Origin of the sequence: Staphylococcus sp. HMSC36A10 (genome assembly GCF_001838845.1) — a bacterium.
In the GTDB taxonomy this organism is placed as follows: Bacteria; Bacillota; Bacilli; order Staphylococcales; family Staphylococcaceae; genus Staphylococcus; species Staphylococcus aureus.
This window is the reverse complement of sequence record NZ_KV839117.1, coordinates 162325-177968: the sequence shown is the minus strand read 5'-3', so window position 1 is coordinate 177968 and position 15644 is coordinate 162325. Positions and strand designations below refer to the sequence as shown.

Below are 15644 nucleotides of genomic sequence, written 5' to 3'. Positions count from 1 at the left end.
AAGATATGTTAGTAGCTTTAAATGAAGAAAAGGAACGTGTGTTAGCAACTACTGCATTGAGAAAGACACAATATTTTTGTCCGGTGTGTGGCAAGCAAGTTATTTTAAAGCGTGGGCTCAAAGTAATTAGTCATTTTGCACATAAACATTTAGCGGAACAAAAATGTTTTAATAATGAAACGATTAAACATTATAAAAGTAAATTGATTTTAGCACAGATGATACAGCAACAAGGATGTAAAGTAGAGATAGAGCCATTTTTAAAAGAAATAAAACAAATTCCGGATATTTTGATTAATAATAAATATGTTATTGAGCTACAGTATTCGCCAATTCCTTATAAACAGATTCTTCAACGAACGGAAGGTTTAAAGAAAATGGGATATAAAGTAAGTTGGTTATTAAATGATGTTGATTATTGTCATAATAAAGTGAAGTTCAATCATTTTCAAAGTATGTTTATTAATCCATTCACTCGAAAACTTCATACGTTCAATTTAGAGAAAAAACAAATAATGATGTTTCAACAAATACAATATTTAGGCGGGCACAAATATGTCGCTGAAAAAAGAAATGCCAAAATTAGTGAGTTGTTTAATGAGGCGCCTTGTGATTATCATGCTGTTTATAAATTATCAAAGTTCACAATTAATCAATATATCAAATATTGTCGCTGGCAAAATTCTGTTTTAGAACCCACTTTAAGTGCAATGTATCAATTACAGTTAACTGATCAAGAAGTAGTGCACAATTATGGTTATATTTTTCCAGAGCAAATTTATATTGAAAATCATCCAATTGAGTGGCAATTACAAGTTGATTTATGGTTAAAGAATGGAAAAAGCAAATTAGTAAATGACAACCTTAATTATTTTAAACTGAAAAAATTTATTGTTGCTCTAGAAAGTAAAACAGCAATTATAGAAAAACTTATTAACAATTATTTAAATATTTGTTCAGATAGAGGTAATGACGTGCAAATTTTGTTCTAAAATGAGAAAATTATATCAATTATATTTTATTAGGAGGTTTACTACATATGAGTCAACAATTATCGAGAGAAGAACAGGAACGTAAATATCCTGAATATACATGGGACTTAACAACAATTTTCAAAGATGATGAAGCTTTTGAGGCTGCATTTAAAGAAGTTGAAAATGAGTTAGGCAAAGAAGAACAATTTAAAGGACACATTGGTGATAGTGCTGAGACATTATACAATGCGTTAGAATTAGAAGATACATTAGGTACTAAATTAGAAAAAGTATATGTATACGCGCACCTAAAACAAGACCAAGATACAACGAACGACAAGTATACTGGTATGGAGTCAAGAGCACATCAATTAATTATTAAATTTAGCTCGGCATGGAGTTTCTTAGTGCCAGAGATTTTACAAATTGATGAAGATAAAATTCAATCATTTGTAAATTCATATGATAAATTACAAAAATTCGCTTTTGATTTGAAGTTGATTAATGAAAAACGTCCTCATATTTTAGATGCTGAAACTGAAAAGTTATTAACAGAAGCGCAGGACGCGTTATCAACGCCATCAAATGTATACGGTATGTTTAGCAACGCTGATTTAGTATTTGAAGATGCGATTGATAAAGATGGAAATGCACACCCGTTAACACAAGGTACATTTATTAAGTATTTAGAATCAGATGATCGCAAACTAAGAGAAAGTGCTTTTAGAAATGTATATAAAGCATATGGTGCTCATAATAATACGCTTGGCGCTACGCTAGCAGGTGAAGTGAAGAAAAATGTATTTAATGCTCGTACACACAATTACAAAACTGCAAGAGAAAAAGCATTGAGTAATAATCATATTCCAGAAAATGTATATGACAATCTAGTAAAAACTGTACATAAATATTTACCATTGCTACATAGATATACTGAATTGCGCAAAGAATTGCTAGGTTTAGATGACTTGAAAATGTATGATTTATATACACCATTAATTAAAGATATTAAGTTTGAAATGCCTTATGAAGAAGCTAAAGAGTGGATGTTAAAAGCTTTAGAACCAATGGGTGAAGAATATTTAAATGTAGTTAAAGAAGGCTTAAACAATCGTTGGGTCGATGTCTATGAGAATAAAGGTAAACGTTCAGGTGGCTATTCATCAGGTGCACATTTAACTAATCCATTTATTCTACTTAACTGGTCTAATACTATTTCAGACTTATACACATTAGTTCATGAATTTGGACATTCAGCACATAGTTACTTCAGTAGAAAATTCCAACCGTCAAATTCTAGTGACTACACTATTTTTGTCGCTGAAGTTGCATCAACTTGTAACGAAGCACTTTTAAGTGATTATATGGATAAACATCTTGATGATGAAAAACGCTTATTATTATTAAACCAAGAATTAGAACGTTTCAGAGCTACATTATTCCGACAAACAATGTTCGCAGAATTTGAGCATAAAATTCATGCAATTGAAGAAGCAGGTGAACCATTAACGCCAACTAGAATGAATGAAGAATATGCCAAATTAAATAAATTATACTTCGGTGATTCTGTAGAAACTGATGAAGATATTAGTAAGGAATGGTCACGTATTCCACACTTCTATATGAATTATTATGTATATCAATACGCAACTGGTTACAGTGCAGCTCAAAGCTTAAGTCATCAAATTTTAACAGAAGGTAAGCCAGCAGTAGATAGATATATTAATGAATTCTTGAAAAAAGGTAGCTCAAATTATCCAATTGAGATATTAAAAAATGCTGGTGTAGATATGACAACACCTGAACCAATTGAACAAGCTTGTGAAGTTTTTGAACAAAAATTGAACGCTTTTGAAAAATTAATGAAAGCTTAGTACTATTGTATTCGCTTACATTATGAACAGATTGTGACAATTTAAATTAAGTACTATTAAAAGGTTGAAATGGTAGAGATAGCATGTTATATTATGAACATGAAATTAATCACATAACAAACATACCCCTTTGTTTGAAGTGAAAAATTTCTCCCATCCCCTTTGTTTAGCGTCGTGTATTCAGACACGACGTTTTTTTATGTTCTTTTTTAATAAGAGGGAAGTGAAGTTGTATAAAAATGTATTAAATATGCACTTTTTATACATTAACGATTAATATAAGTCTATTATGTACCAAATTTATAATTTGTATAATTTTCGAACTGGTTAAATTCGAAAAACATCACTAATATATTTAGATCGATGTGTAACATTACGTTCTAATAATTTAATGTTGCAAAATTAAGAGTCAGTAAAAAGACCTCGTTACATTTATGGTGTACGAGGTCTTTAATTTATTTATTTTAATTTGATTTTAGGCATTTTAGATTTCCAGAAATCGCCATCTGGATATTTAAGTTTTTCAATTTTTTGTTGAATGGCTAACTTCTTTAACTCTTTGTTTAAAAGTTTTTCTGGCCATTCATAAATAGTAAGTAATTCTTCCATCGTTACAAGTTGTTGTTGCTGTATATAAGTTTCTAATTTAGGAGGAAGATTCTTTTCGATAGGTTTACCCATCAATTCATTAATTATATAAGTATAGATGTGATATGGGTATAATCCTTCGACTTTTAAACCTTCTTCATGAACATCTTCACTAAAGAAAACGAGAGAAGGGGCTTGTTCGATTTCCATTTCTCTTGCAATATGCAAATCAATTTTCAAGCTTTCGGTTAATTTACTTTTTTGTAAGTCGTCTTTAAATACTTCTAAATCAATACCTGCATTTTGAATACAGTCACAAATCATTGATTCTGTAATAATATCTCTTTTAGGTATGATTTCATTTTGCATTAAATGTATAAATCGTTCGGCACGTACACGACCTTGTAACTCAGCTGCTTTATAAGCTAGGGCGATGTTATCAAAGTTGGATGTACTTTGAGCTTGGCATTTCGTTAATACTTTTAACGAAGGATTTAATATATGTCTGATACGTATATATTGATTATATTCAATTCTTAATTTGGATAAGATTGCTGATAATTTGAAGCAATCGGAGCTAAATGGATCGAAAAATGAATAAATTTCGATTTTACTTACAGGTGATAGATTAATATCTTCACGACTCTTATTTTCCATTATTCGTAATTCTCCAGCCATGTTTATTCACCTACAATTAATTTTAGGAATTCACCATATGATTAGCAGTTAATCTTAAGCGCTCAAATAAATAATCTCCAACACCTTGTGGAAACGCAGCGCGATTAATTGCTGTCTGCATATTTTCTAACCATGCATCTCTTTCAAATTCAGTGATTGTAAAATCCATATGTCTTTTTCTTAGCATAGGATGTCCGTGTTCTTCGGTATAAATGTTTGGACCGCCCAAAAACTGTGTTAAAAATTGTTTTTGTTTACGACTTGTTTCTGCAAAATCTCCTGGAAACAGGTGATTAAGTCGTTCATCTTTTTCTACAAGGGTGTAAAAATAATCAATCATATCGTATAACGCTTCTTTACCAATGATGTCATATGGTGTTGTTGTCATTTAATCACCCATTTTCAAAAATTTACTATTACGAACTTAAGTTAATATATAACTAATATAACATGATTTTAAACATTTGAAAGAAATATGCATATTTGCCAATTTAATTTATATTGTTTGAAAGTGTTTCTTTTTTCTTGAAAAAACGTTGAACTTTATTTAAAGGTTGATGATGTTCGAGGTTTAGTTCGTTTAATAAAGATTGGAACTTTTGTAAACCTTGATTATAGTCTTTAACTTCGAACTCTAACTCATAATCCGCAGTATCGAAATACTCACTTTTATCTAAAACGAGTAAATCACCTTTATATTTAGTTTCTTGGCGATATGTCGTTAATGCACCAAGTATTGATAAAGTTGTATCTTTTACACCAAACTGTTCAACTATAATTTGACGAATGTCATCTGGAAGATTGTCGTTTGAAATAATCAAGTTCATCTCTGGTTTAATGTCGACGATATAGTTGTATTCTAATAGACCAACCTTTGCTGGTGTCTTTAAAGTCATTTCATATTGATTGTCTTTAACTCTTATGCGTAGTGCAGAGCGATGTTCCTTTAATTTGAAATCGGGTGTATCAATATAGTAATTGACTTGCTTAAAAAGCACACTGTCTTTAAAATATTTCTCTTGCAATTTATTATAGATTGATGCAGTTATCATTTGTTTAAATTCTATTTCATGATTTGTTGCCATGATATGTATACACCTCGTATCAAATTCAATTTATCTTAACTATATTATGAATGACAAAGTTGAATTTTAAAAGTAATTTCCTTTATCTATTATCAATGTTAATTTGACCATTAAAAATAGTGTTCGTAAGTGTTTTGTATTATTGAATTGTGTTAAAATGTTATGGAATAAGAGGAGGATTAAGCATGCGTTTATATATTAATGAAATTAAAATTAAAGATGACATACTTTATTGTTATACAGAAGATTCTATTAAAGGATTATCTGAAGTAGGACAAATGCTCGTTGATAGTGATAATTATGCCTTTGCGTATACATTAGATGATGGTAAAGCGTATGCTTATCTCATTTTCGTACAAGAAACATGGACGATGTTGCATGAAAACATGACTAAAAAAATTATTATCAATGATGAACTAGAATTGACTGAATTCCACCAAGAACTTACTTATATTTTAGACAACATAAAAGGGAATAATAATTATGGTAAGGAATTTGTTGCAACCGTTGAAGAAACATTCGACATTGAATAAAGCGGGGTGAAGCACTATGAATCAATGGGATCAGTTCTTAACACCTTATAAGCAAGCGGTTGATGAGTTGAAAGTGAAACTTAAAGGCATGCGCAAACAATATGAAGTTGGTGAACAAGCGTCGCCAATAGAATTTGTTACTGGTCGTGTTAAACCAATCGCTAGTATTATAGATAAGGCAAACAAACGACAAATACCATTTGATAGGTTAAGAGAAGAAATGTACGATATCGCTGGTTTAAGAATGATGTGCCAATTTGTTGAAGATATTGATGTTGTCGTCAATATTTTAAGACAAAGAAAAGATTTTAAAGTAATTGAAGAACGAGATTATATTCGTAACACTAAAGAAAGTGGTTACCGCTCGTATCATGTCATTATTGAATATCCAATTGAAACATTACAAGGCCAAAAATTTATATTGGCTGAGATTCAGATTCGTACATTAGCAATGAATTTCTGGGCAACGATTGAACATACTTTACGATATAAATATGATGGTGCTTATCCGGATGAAATTCAACATCGTTTGGAAAGAGCGGCAGAAGCAGCGTATTTACTTGATGAAGAGATGTCTGAAATTAAAGATGAAATTCAGGAAGCTCAAAAATATTACACGCAAAAACGTTCTAAAAAACATGAAAATGATTAACGAGGTGTTATAAATCATGCGTTATACAATTTTAACTAAAGGTGACTCCAAGTCTAATGCCTTAAAGCATAAAATGATGAACTATATGAAAGATTTTCGCATGATTGAGGATAGTGAAAATCCTGAAATTGTTATTTCAGTTGGTGGTGACGGTACATTACTACAAGCATTCCATCAGTATAGCCACATGTTATCAAAAGTGGCATTTGTTGGAGTTCATACAGGTCATTTAGGATTTTATGCGGATTGGTTACCTCATGAAGTTGAAAAATTAATCATCGAAATTAATAATTCAGAGTTTCAGGTCATTGAATATCCATTGCTTGAAATTATTATGAGATACAACGACAACGGCTATGAAACAAGGTATTTAGCATTAAATGAAGCAACGATGAAAACTGAAAATGGCTCAACACTTGTTGTGGATGTTAACTTAAGAGGGAAACACTTTGAGCGATTTAGAGGCGATGGATTATGTGTATCAACACCTTCGGGTTCAACGGCTTATAACAAAGCGCTAGGTGGCGCACTGATACATCCTTCACTTGAAGCAATGCAAATTACAGAAATTGCCTCGATAAATAATCGTGTGTTTAGAACGGTAGGATCACCACTTGTATTACCAAAGCATCATACATGTTTAATATCACCAGTTAATCATGATACCATTAGAATGACGATAGATCATGTTAGTATCAAACATAAAAATGTTAATTCAATACAATACCGTGTAGCAAATGAAAAAGTGAGGTTTGCACGTTTTAGACCATTCCCATTCTGGAAACGTGTACACGATTCTTTCATATCAAGTGATGAAGAACGATGAAATTTAAGTATCATATATCACAACAAGAAACTGTTAAAACTTTTTTAGCACGACATGATTTTTCTAAGAAGACAGTGAGCGCCATTAAAAATAATGGCGCTTTAATTGTTAATGATGAACCAGTCACAGTGCGTAAGCAATTAATGACAAATGATATATTAGAAATTCATTTACCGCGAGAAATACCGAGTGTTAATTTAATACCTTATGCTCGTAAGCTAGAAGTATTGTATGAAGATGCTTTTATCATCATAGTTACTAAACCAAACAATCAAAATTGTACGCCTTCGAGAGAACATCCTCATGAAAGTTTAATCGAACAAGTACTATATCATTGTCAGGAACATGGTGAAAATATTAACCCACATATTGTTACGCGTCTAGATCGTAATACAACTGGTATTGTGATATTCGCTAAATATGGACATATCCATCATTTATTTTCTAAAGTAAACTTGAAAAAAATATATACTTGCCTTGTATATGGTAAAACCCATACATCTGGTATTATTGAAGCTAATATTAGACGGTCAAAGGATAGTATTATAACTAGAGAAGTTGCCTCGGATGGTAAATACGCTAAAACATCTTATGAAGTAATAAATCAGAATGATAAATACAGTTTATGCAAAGTTCATTTGCATACGGGACGTACACATCAAATTCGTGTACATTTTCAACATATTGGGCATCCAATTGTGGGAGATTCTTTGTATGATGGTTTTCATGACAAAATTCATGGTCAAGTACTGCAATGTACGCAAATATATTTTGTTCATCCAATCAATAAGAACAATATTTATATTACAATTGATTATAAGCAATTACTTAAATTATTCAATCAACTCTAATTCACACAGGGGGTGTAAGTATGTCAATGAACACAGATGAAAAAGAGCGTGTTCAAGAGGAATTATACGACCAAACTTTATTAGATCAATATTTAGAAAATGATGATATTGATCAATTTAGAGATGAATTTCTAGCATTACACACATATGAACAAAGTGAGTATTTTGAAGATACTACCGATGAAAATAGACAAAAGATTTTTCAATATTTATCACCTGAAGAAGTTGCAAATTTCTTTGATCAATTAGATATTGATGACGATGAATATGAGTTGCTATTTGATAAGATGAATGCGACATACGCAAGTCACATATTAGAAGAAATGTCATACGACAATGCAGTAGATATTTTAAATGAGTTGACTAAACCAAAAGTTGCTAGTCTTTTAACATTGATGAATAAAGATGACGCGAATGAAATCAAAGCATTACTTCACTATGATGAGGATACGGCCGGCGGTATTATGACGACGGAGTATTTATCACTTAAAGCGCATACGCCTGTTAAAGAAGCATTATTATTGGTCAAAGCGCAAGCACCAGACGCAGAAACAATATATGTTATATTTGTCGTTGATGATGATGGTAAATTAGTAGGTGTTTTATCGCTAAGAGATTTAATTGTAGCTGAAAATGATGCTTATATTGAAGATATTATGAATGAACGTGTCATTAGTGTGAATGTAGCAGACGACCAAGAAGATGTTGCTCAAGTTATGAGAGACTATGATTTCATGGCTGTACCTGTTATAGATTACCAAGAACATTTGCTTGGTATCATCACGATTGATGATATTTTAGACGTTATGGATGAAGAGGCTAGTGAAGACTACTCTCGTTTAGCCGGGGTATCAGATATCGATTCGACTAATGATTCAATCATTAAAACAGCATTAAAACGTTTACCATGGTTGATTATTTTAACATTTTTAGGAATGATTACTGCGACAATTTTAGGGAGATTCGAAAAAACATTAGAAAATGTAGCGCTACTCGCAGCGTTTATTCCTATTATTAGTGGTATGTCAGGAAATTCAGGTACACAATCTTTAGCCGTTTCAGTTCGTAACATTACGACAGGGGAAATTAATGAGCAAAGTAAATTTAGAATTGCATTAAGAGAAGCAGGAAGTGGTGTATTATCGGGTGTTGTATGTTCAACAATATTATTTACAATTATTGTTGCAATATATCATCAGCCACTTTTAGCATTAATCGTTGCAGGAAGTTTAACTTGTGCGATGACGGTGGGGACGTTTGTAGGTTCGATGATTCCATTATTGATGAATAAATTAAATATCGATCCAGCAGTGGCTAGTGGACCATTTATTACAACAATTAATGATATTATTAGTATGTTGATTTATTTTGGTTTAGCTACATCATTTATGGCTTACTTAATTTAAGGAGGAGTTATGGAGTTTTTATCTTTAGTTATTGTTGTTTTAGCAGCGTTTTTAACTCCAATAATTGTCAATCGATTAAATATTAATTTCTTGCCAGTTGTTGTTGCAGAAATTTTGATGGGGATTGTGATTGGAAATTCATTTCTAAATATAGTAGAAAGGGATTCAATTCTAAATATTTTATCAACGTTAGGCTTTATCTTTTTAATGTTTTTAAGTGGTTTAGAAATTGATTTTAAAGCTTTTAAAAAAGATAAACGCGCACGTCAAGGACAAAATGATGATGAATCCTCAATTCCAGGGCATCTTAATCTAGCGTTAACTGTATTTGCATTTATTATGATTATTTCGATTCTTTTAGCGTATGTATTTAAATGGCTTGGATTAGTGGATGATGTGTTATTAATGGTCATTATCATTTCAACTATTTCCTTAGGCGTAGTTGTTCCAACTTTAAAAGAAATGAATATTATGAGAACAACTATAGGGCAATTTATCCTATTAGTAGCAGTACTTGCGGACTTAGTAACTATGATTTTATTAACGGTCTATGGCGCAATCAATGGTCAAGGCGGCAGTACAATATGGTTAATAGGTATATTAGTTGTTTTCACAGCAATTTCATATATTTTAGGTGTTCAATTTAAAAGAATGTCATTTTTACAAAAATTGATGGATGGTACGACGCAAATCGGTATTCGTGCGGTATTTGCATTAATAATATTATTAGTAGCCCTAGCAGAGGGAGTTGGCGCAGAAAATATATTAGGTGCATTCTTAGCAGGTGTCGTTGTTTCATTATTAAATCCAGATGAAGAAATGGTTGAAAAGTTAGACTCATTTGGTTATGGGTTCTTTATTCCTATTTTCTTTATAATGGTTGGTGTAGATTTAAACATACCTTCATTAATTAAAGAACCGAAATTACTAATTATCATACCGATTTTAATCGTTGCATTTATCATTTCAAAATTAATTCCAGTCATGTTTATTCGACGTTGGTTTGATATGAAAACAACGATTGCATCAGCATTTTTATTAACATCAACATTATCGCTCGTGATAGCTGCAGCCAAAATTTCAGAAAGATTAAATGCTATTTCAGCTGAAACGTCAGGTATATTAATTTTAAGCGCAGTCATTACATGTGTATTCGTTCCGATTATTTTCAAAAAACTGTTTCCAGTTCCAGATGAGTTTAACCGTAAAATTGAAGTTAGTTTAATTGGTAAAAATCAATTAACGATTCCTATAGCGCAAAATTTAACATCTCAGTTATATGACGTGACATTATATTATCGCAAAGACTTGAGTGATCGTCGTCAATTGTCAGATGATATCACGATGATAGAAATTGCTGATTATGAACAAGATGTTTTAGAACGACTAGGTCTGTTTGACCGAGACATAGTTGTTTGTGCTACGAATGACGATGATATTAACCGAAAAGTTGCTAAATTAGCCAAAGCACATCAAGTTGAGCGTGTCATTTGCAGACTTGAAAGCACAACGGACGATACAGAGTTAGTTGATTCAGGTATTGAAATTTTCAGTAGCTACTTAAGTAATAAAATCTTATTAAAAGGTTTAATTGAAACACCTAACATGTTGAATTTATTAAGTAATGTTGAAACGTCACTATATGAAATTCAAATGTTAAATTATAAATATGAAAATATTCAATTACGTAATTTCCCATTCGGAGGAGACATCATCTTCGTGCGTATTATCCGTAATAATGAGTCGATTGTTCCGCATGGAGATACACAATTGCGATATGGAGATCGCTTAATTGTTACCGGTGCTAAAGAATACGTTGATGAATTGAAGCAAGAGTTAGAATTTTATTTTTAACAATAATGATATTAAAATGCAGACGTATTTTAGTACGACGTAAAATTAATGATTTTAAAATGCTAGTATGTATATGATTTTGATAAATAAATGCTTTTTACGTAAATCAAGTTTGATACAGAAAGGACTAAATCAAACATTTATCGTTGTAATACGTTTAAATAACTTTATTAAAAAGTCATAATAGTGTTAAAATGTATTGACGAATAAAAAGTTAGTTAAAACTGGGATTAGATATTCTATTCGTTAAATTAATTATTATAAGGAGTTATCTTACATGTTAAATCTTGAAAACAAAACATATGTCATTATGGGAATCGCTAATAAGCGTAGTATTGCTTTTGGTGTCGCTAAAGTTTTAGATCAATTAGGTGCTAAATTAGTATTTACTTACCGTAAAGAACGTAGCCGTAAAGAGCTTGAAAAATTATTAGAACAATTAAATCAACCAGAAGCGCACTTATATCAAATTGATGTTCAAAGCGATGAAGAGGTTATTAATGGTTTTGAGCAAATTGGTAAAGATGTTGGCAATATTGATGGTGTATATCATTCAATCGCATTTGCTAATATGGAAGACTTACGCGGACGCTTTTCTGAAACTTCACGTGAAGGTTTCTTGTTAGCTCAAGACATTAGTTCTTACTCACTAACTATCGTTGCTCATGAAGCTAAAAAATTAATGCCAGAAGGTGGTAGCATTGTTGCAACAACATATTTAGGTGGCGAATTCGCAGTTCAAAACTATAATGTGATGGGTGTTGCTAAAGCGAGCTTAGAAGCAAATGTTAAATATTTAGCATTAGACTTAGGTCCAGATAATATTCGCGTTAATGCAATTTCAGCTGGTCCAATCCGTACATTAAGTGCAAAAGGTGTGGGTGGTTTCAATACAATTCTTAAAGAAATCGAAGAGCGTGCACCTTTAAAACGTAATGTTGATCAAGTAGAAGTAGGTAAAACTGCGGCTTACTTATTAAGTGATTTATCAAGTGGCGTTACAGGTGAAAATATTCATGTAGATAGCGGATTCCACGCAATTAAATAATATCATTCAACAGCTTTGTTCACGTTATTATATATGTGAGCAAAGCTTTTTTGCTTTTATAATAATCGGACTGATGGAAAATTATTTGATATTTCATTTGACTGATTTTTTATGCACAAAAAAATCGCCTCAAAAGCTGTAGTTTCAACTTTTGATGCGATAGTATCTTATATTCTTAAAAGACATCCACAGAATTAGTCCTTAACATTACTGTTTGCTTTATCAATAATGCGTTGGCGGTATTTGAAAATATTACTAACAACCGTTTTAAGTACAGCATATAATGGCACTGCAATCAGAACTAATGTAAAGCCACCTAAATCTCCTGCTGCTAAAATAACAACGATAATTGTTAAAGGATGGATACTTAAAGATTTACCCATTACATTTGGTGTAATGATATTACCTTCAAGTTGATGTGCAATTAATGTAATGATACAAACCCATATAAATGTAGTAGGACTATCTATAATACCGAGTATTGCTGCAGGTGCAAATGATAACCATGAACCTAAGAAAGGAATTAAGTTTGCGACACCAGCAAATAGTACTAATAAAGGAATATATGGTAAGTCAATAATTGAATAACCGATATATAAGAATATACCTAAAATAACACTGACAGTTACTTGACCTTGAATGTAAGATTTTAATGTAAAGTTTAAATCAGTTAATAAATCTACGAAAAATACTTTACGTTCACCTTTGAAAAATTTAGCAACAGCTGGGATAAATTTTTCATGGTCTTTTAACATATAAATTAAGAAGAATGGAACCATAATCAATAAGAAGATGGTTGAAATTAATGATGTAATGTACTGTAATGAATTAGATAAAATATTAGTAACGCCATCACCCATTGATTTAACCATATTTGTAATTCTACTTGTTACATCTTCAGGTAATTTATCCATTTGAGCTAGTGCGAATTTAATAATTTGCTCTGCTTCTTTTTGTAGGGCAGGTGTCTGACTAATTAAATTGTTGATATTTGAAATGATGATTGGTGCAACAAACGCAACAATTAAGCCGATAATAGCAAACAAAGCTAACATGATTGTTGTTATACTAGCCCATCTTGGAAAACCGACTTTTTCAAGTAAGTTTTGAAAAGGTAGACAGATATAAAATAAAAAACCACTAATTAAAAATGGAAGAAATACAGAACCGATGATTGTAGCTATTGGAGTAAATACTTCGTGCACTTCCATAAATAGTTTGATGAGAATGAACAGCATAATCAGAGCGATGCCAGTTCGGAACCAAACCTTGTTTAACATAAACGATGTTCCTCCTATTTTTCTAAACTTAGTTATTATTTAGTATATCCTAAATAGCAGTGCTTAAAAAGGTTAATATTTTTTAAATATACTTAAATTAACCATTCACTTTCTATTTTAAGATATTTACTTTCAATAGTTTGTGAGACTTTTCAATGACTCGTAAGTCTGCAATTGGATCAAACAGCACCAGTTTATATGAATAACTTATTTTAATATTAAACGTGTTTAAATAGTGAAATGATCATATTAATATTTATAAGAATATTCTGAAAAATATATTGAAGTGTCTCGTGCTTAATCGTATAATATTTTTATGTTTAAACAATAGGGGGAATCTTATGATTGAAAAATTAGTAACCTTTTTAAATGAGGTTGTTTGGAGTAAGCCATTAGTTTATGGTTTGCTAATTACTGGTGTGCTATTTACATTGCGTATGCGATTTTTTCAAGTTAGACATTTTAAAGAAATGATTCGATTAATGTTTCAAGGAGAGAAGTCTCCTAATGGTATTTCAAGTTTTCAAGCGATAGCCATGTCTTTAGCAGGCAGGGTTGGTACAGGTAATATTGTCGGTGTATCTACTGCAATATTTATAGGAGGACCTGGTGCAGTATTTTGGATGTGGATTACTGCGTTTTTAGGTGCAAGTAGTGCTTTTATTGAATCTACACTTGGTCAAATATTCAAGAGAGTTGAAAATAATGAATACCGTGGTGGACCAGCGTATTATATTGAATATGGTATTGGTGGTAAATTTGGTAAAATTTACGGAATTATCTTTGCTATTGTTACGATTATCTCAGTAGGTCTATTGCTTCCTGGTGTGCAATCTAACGCTATAGCAAGTTCTATGCATAATGCGATTCATGTTCCACAATGGTTAATGGGTGCTATTGTTGTAGTTATTTTGGGATTAATTATTTTTGGTGGTGTACGTAGTATTGCCAATGTTGCAACAGCCGTTGTACCATTTATGGCAATTATTTACATACTGATGGCTGTCATTATCATTTGTATCAATATACAAGAAGTGCCAGCGTTATTTGCATTAATTTTCAAATCAGCATTTGGATTACAATCTGCTTTTGGTGGTATCGTTGGCGCAATGATAGAGATTGGTGTTAAACGTGGATTATACTCAAATGAGGCTGGTCAAGGTACAGGTCCACACGCAGCAGCGGCAGCAGAAGTATCACATCCAAGTAAACAAGGTCTAGTACAAGCATTTTCAGTTTATATTGATACATTATTTGTATGTACTGCAACTGCTCTGATTATACTTATTTCTGGTACATATAATGTGACTGATGGTACGGTTAATGCGAATGGCACACCGCATTTAATTAAAGATGGCGGTATTTATGTTGAAAATGCAACAGGTAAAGATTATTCAGGTACTGCGATGTATGCACAAGCCGGCATTGATAAAGCGTTCCATGGCAGTGGTTATCAATTTGATCCTACTTTCTCTGGCGTAGGTTCGTACTTTATTGCATTTGCTTTATTCTTCTTTGCATTTACTACAATTTTGTCGTACTACTACATTACAGAAACAAATGTTGCTTATTTAACGCGTAATCAAAATAATCAAGTTTCATCGATATTTATTAATATTGCTCGTGTGATTATTTTGTTCGCTACATTTTACGGTGCAGTTAAAACAGCTGATGTAGCATGGGCATTCGGTGATTTAGGTGTAGGTCTAATGGCTTGGTTAAATATCATTGCGATTTGGATTTTACATAATCCTGCCGTAAATGCTTTAAAAGATTATGAAATTCAAAAGAAACGTTTAGGCAACGGTTATAATGCAGTTTATCAACCTGATCCGAATAAATTACCTAATGCTGTCTTTTGGTTGAAGACGTATCCAGAACGTTTAAAACAAGCACGTGCCAAAAAGTAATCTACTTTTGTTTATAGTATATGTAGTGATCATTTGATAAAAAAGAAAAGTATTGAGAATTTTAGGTGCTCAGAAATTTGAATTT

14 protein-coding genes are annotated in these 15644 nt (G+C 31.6%); 10 read left to right on the top strand and 4 right to left on the bottom strand.

Annotation, left to right across the window (positions count from 1 at the left end; translation table 11 throughout):
- The first annotated feature begins 5 nt into the window (after positions 1-5).
- Together HMPREF3247_RS08580 and pepF are read left to right on the top strand one after the other, a co-directional pair.
- Positions 6-992: a competence protein CoiA gene (locus tag HMPREF3247_RS08580; protein ID WP_000959288.1), complete on the top strand. Its 987-nt coding sequence runs from the start codon at positions 6-8 to the stop codon at positions 990-992.
- Between the two features lie 47 nt (positions 993-1039).
- Positions 1040-2848, top strand: a complete 1809-nt coding sequence (gene pepF / locus HMPREF3247_RS08575; protein WP_000082725.1) for an oligoendopeptidase F — start codon at positions 1040-1042, stop codon at positions 2846-2848.
- A 459-nt stretch (positions 2849-3307) separates the two neighbouring features.
- Here pepF and yjbH read toward each other — a convergent pair whose 3' ends face one another.
- The 3 genes from yjbH to HMPREF3247_RS08560 form a co-directional block, all read right to left on the bottom strand.
- The gene (yjbH, locus tag HMPREF3247_RS08570; protein ID WP_000896696.1) at positions 3308-4114 is read right to left on the bottom strand and encodes a protease adaptor protein YjbH; all 807 of its coding nucleotides are present in this window, start codon (positions 4112-4114) and stop codon (positions 3308-3310) included.
- Between the two features lie 22 nt (positions 4115-4136).
- Positions 4137-4502 (bottom strand): truncated hemoglobin YjbI, encoded by a 366-nt coding sequence (locus tag HMPREF3247_RS08565; RefSeq protein ID WP_000214070.1) that lies wholly within the window; start codon positions 4500-4502, stop codon positions 4137-4139.
- Between the two features lie 103 nt (positions 4503-4605).
- Positions 4606-5199 carry a CYTH domain-containing protein gene (locus HMPREF3247_RS08560; RefSeq protein ID WP_000224619.1) on the bottom strand — a complete coding sequence of 198 codons (594 nt, stop codon included), beginning with the start codon at positions 5197-5199 and terminating at the stop codon, positions 4606-4608.
- A gap of 185 nt (positions 5200-5384) precedes the next feature.
- On the opposite strand from HMPREF3247_RS08560, the gene HMPREF3247_RS08555 reads away from it, so the two are divergent.
- The 7 genes from HMPREF3247_RS08555 to fabI all read left to right on the top strand — a co-directional run bounded on the left by HMPREF3247_RS08555 (position 5385) and on the right by fabI (position 12369).
- Positions 5385-5732: a UPF0738 family protein gene (locus HMPREF3247_RS08555; RefSeq protein ID WP_001242102.1), complete on the top strand. Its 348-nt coding sequence runs from the start codon at positions 5385-5387 to the stop codon at positions 5730-5732.
- Between the two features lie 16 nt (positions 5733-5748).
- Positions 5749-6384: a GTP diphosphokinase gene (locus HMPREF3247_RS08550; protein ID WP_001077683.1), complete on the top strand. Its 636-nt coding sequence runs from the start codon at positions 5749-5751 to the stop codon at positions 6382-6384.
- Positions 6385-6400: 16 nt separating this feature from the next.
- Positions 6401-7210 (top strand): NAD kinase, encoded by an 810-nt coding sequence (locus HMPREF3247_RS08545; RefSeq protein WP_001270834.1) that lies wholly within the window; start codon positions 6401-6403, stop codon positions 7208-7210.
- A complete protein-coding gene (locus HMPREF3247_RS08540; protein WP_000669941.1) occupies positions 7207-8061 on the top strand; it encodes an RluA family pseudouridine synthase in 855 nt (284 codons plus the stop codon). Before HMPREF3247_RS08545 ends, HMPREF3247_RS08540 begins: the two co-directional genes overlap by 4 nt.
- A gap of 20 nt (positions 8062-8081) precedes the next feature.
- Entirely contained in the window at positions 8082-9467 is a 1386-nt protein-coding gene (gene mgtE, locus HMPREF3247_RS08535; RefSeq protein ID WP_000062417.1) for a magnesium transporter, read from the top strand.
- A gap of 9 nt (positions 9468-9476) precedes the next feature.
- Positions 9477-11321 carry a monovalent cation:proton antiporter family protein gene (locus HMPREF3247_RS08530; protein ID WP_000395153.1) on the top strand — a complete coding sequence of 615 codons (1845 nt, stop codon included), beginning with the start codon at positions 9477-9479 and terminating at the stop codon, positions 11319-11321.
- Positions 11322-11598: 277 nt separating this feature from the next.
- A complete protein-coding gene (gene fabI, locus HMPREF3247_RS08525; protein ID WP_000933195.1) occupies positions 11599-12369 on the top strand; it encodes an enoyl-ACP reductase FabI in 771 nt (256 codons plus the stop codon).
- 194 nt (positions 12370-12563) lie between these two features.
- Here fabI and cozEa read toward each other — a convergent pair whose 3' ends face one another.
- A complete protein-coding gene (gene cozEa, locus HMPREF3247_RS08520; protein WP_000933105.1) occupies positions 12564-13649 on the bottom strand; it encodes a lipoteichoic acid biosynthesis protein CozEa in 1086 nt (361 codons plus the stop codon).
- A gap of 341 nt (positions 13650-13990) precedes the next feature.
- Here cozEa and HMPREF3247_RS08515 point away from each other — a divergent pair, with 341 nt between their 5' ends.
- A complete protein-coding gene (locus HMPREF3247_RS08515; RefSeq protein WP_000570689.1) occupies positions 13991-15559 on the top strand; it encodes an alanine/glycine:cation symporter family protein in 1569 nt (522 codons plus the stop codon).
- The last annotated feature ends 85 nt before the right edge of the window (positions 15560-15644 follow it).

Coding starts and splice junctions, on each gene's coding strand:
- HMPREF3247_RS08580 (WP_000959288.1), top strand. CDS start 6: ATGTTAGTAGCTTTAAATGAAGAAAAGGAACGTGTGTTAGCAACTACT.
- pepF (WP_000082725.1), top strand. CDS start 1,040: ATGAGTCAACAATTATCGAGAGAAGAACAGGAACGTAAATATCCTGAA.
- yjbH (WP_000896696.1), bottom strand. CDS start 4,114: ATGGCTGGAGAATTACGAATAATGGAAAATAAGAGTCGTGAAGATATT.
- HMPREF3247_RS08565 (WP_000214070.1), bottom strand. CDS start 4,502: ATGACAACAACACCATATGACATCATTGGTAAAGAAGCGTTATACGAT.
- HMPREF3247_RS08560 (WP_000224619.1), bottom strand. CDS start 5,199: ATGGCAACAAATCATGAAATAGAATTTAAACAAATGATAACTGCATCA.
- HMPREF3247_RS08555 (WP_001242102.1), top strand. CDS start 5,385: ATGCGTTTATATATTAATGAAATTAAAATTAAAGATGACATACTTTAT.
- HMPREF3247_RS08550 (WP_001077683.1), top strand. CDS start 5,749: ATGAATCAATGGGATCAGTTCTTAACACCTTATAAGCAAGCGGTTGAT.
- HMPREF3247_RS08545 (WP_001270834.1), top strand. CDS start 6,401: ATGCGTTATACAATTTTAACTAAAGGTGACTCCAAGTCTAATGCCTTA.
- HMPREF3247_RS08540 (WP_000669941.1), top strand. CDS start 7,207: ATGAAATTTAAGTATCATATATCACAACAAGAAACTGTTAAAACTTTT.
- mgtE (WP_000062417.1), top strand. CDS start 8,082: ATGTCAATGAACACAGATGAAAAAGAGCGTGTTCAAGAGGAATTATAC.
- HMPREF3247_RS08530 (WP_000395153.1), top strand. CDS start 9,477: ATGGAGTTTTTATCTTTAGTTATTGTTGTTTTAGCAGCGTTTTTAACT.
- fabI (WP_000933195.1), top strand. CDS start 11,599: ATGTTAAATCTTGAAAACAAAACATATGTCATTATGGGAATCGCTAAT.
- cozEa (WP_000933105.1), bottom strand. CDS start 13,649: ATGTTAAACAAGGTTTGGTTCCGAACTGGCATCGCTCTGATTATGCTG.
- HMPREF3247_RS08515 (WP_000570689.1), top strand. CDS start 13,991: ATGATTGAAAAATTAGTAACCTTTTTAAATGAGGTTGTTTGGAGTAAG.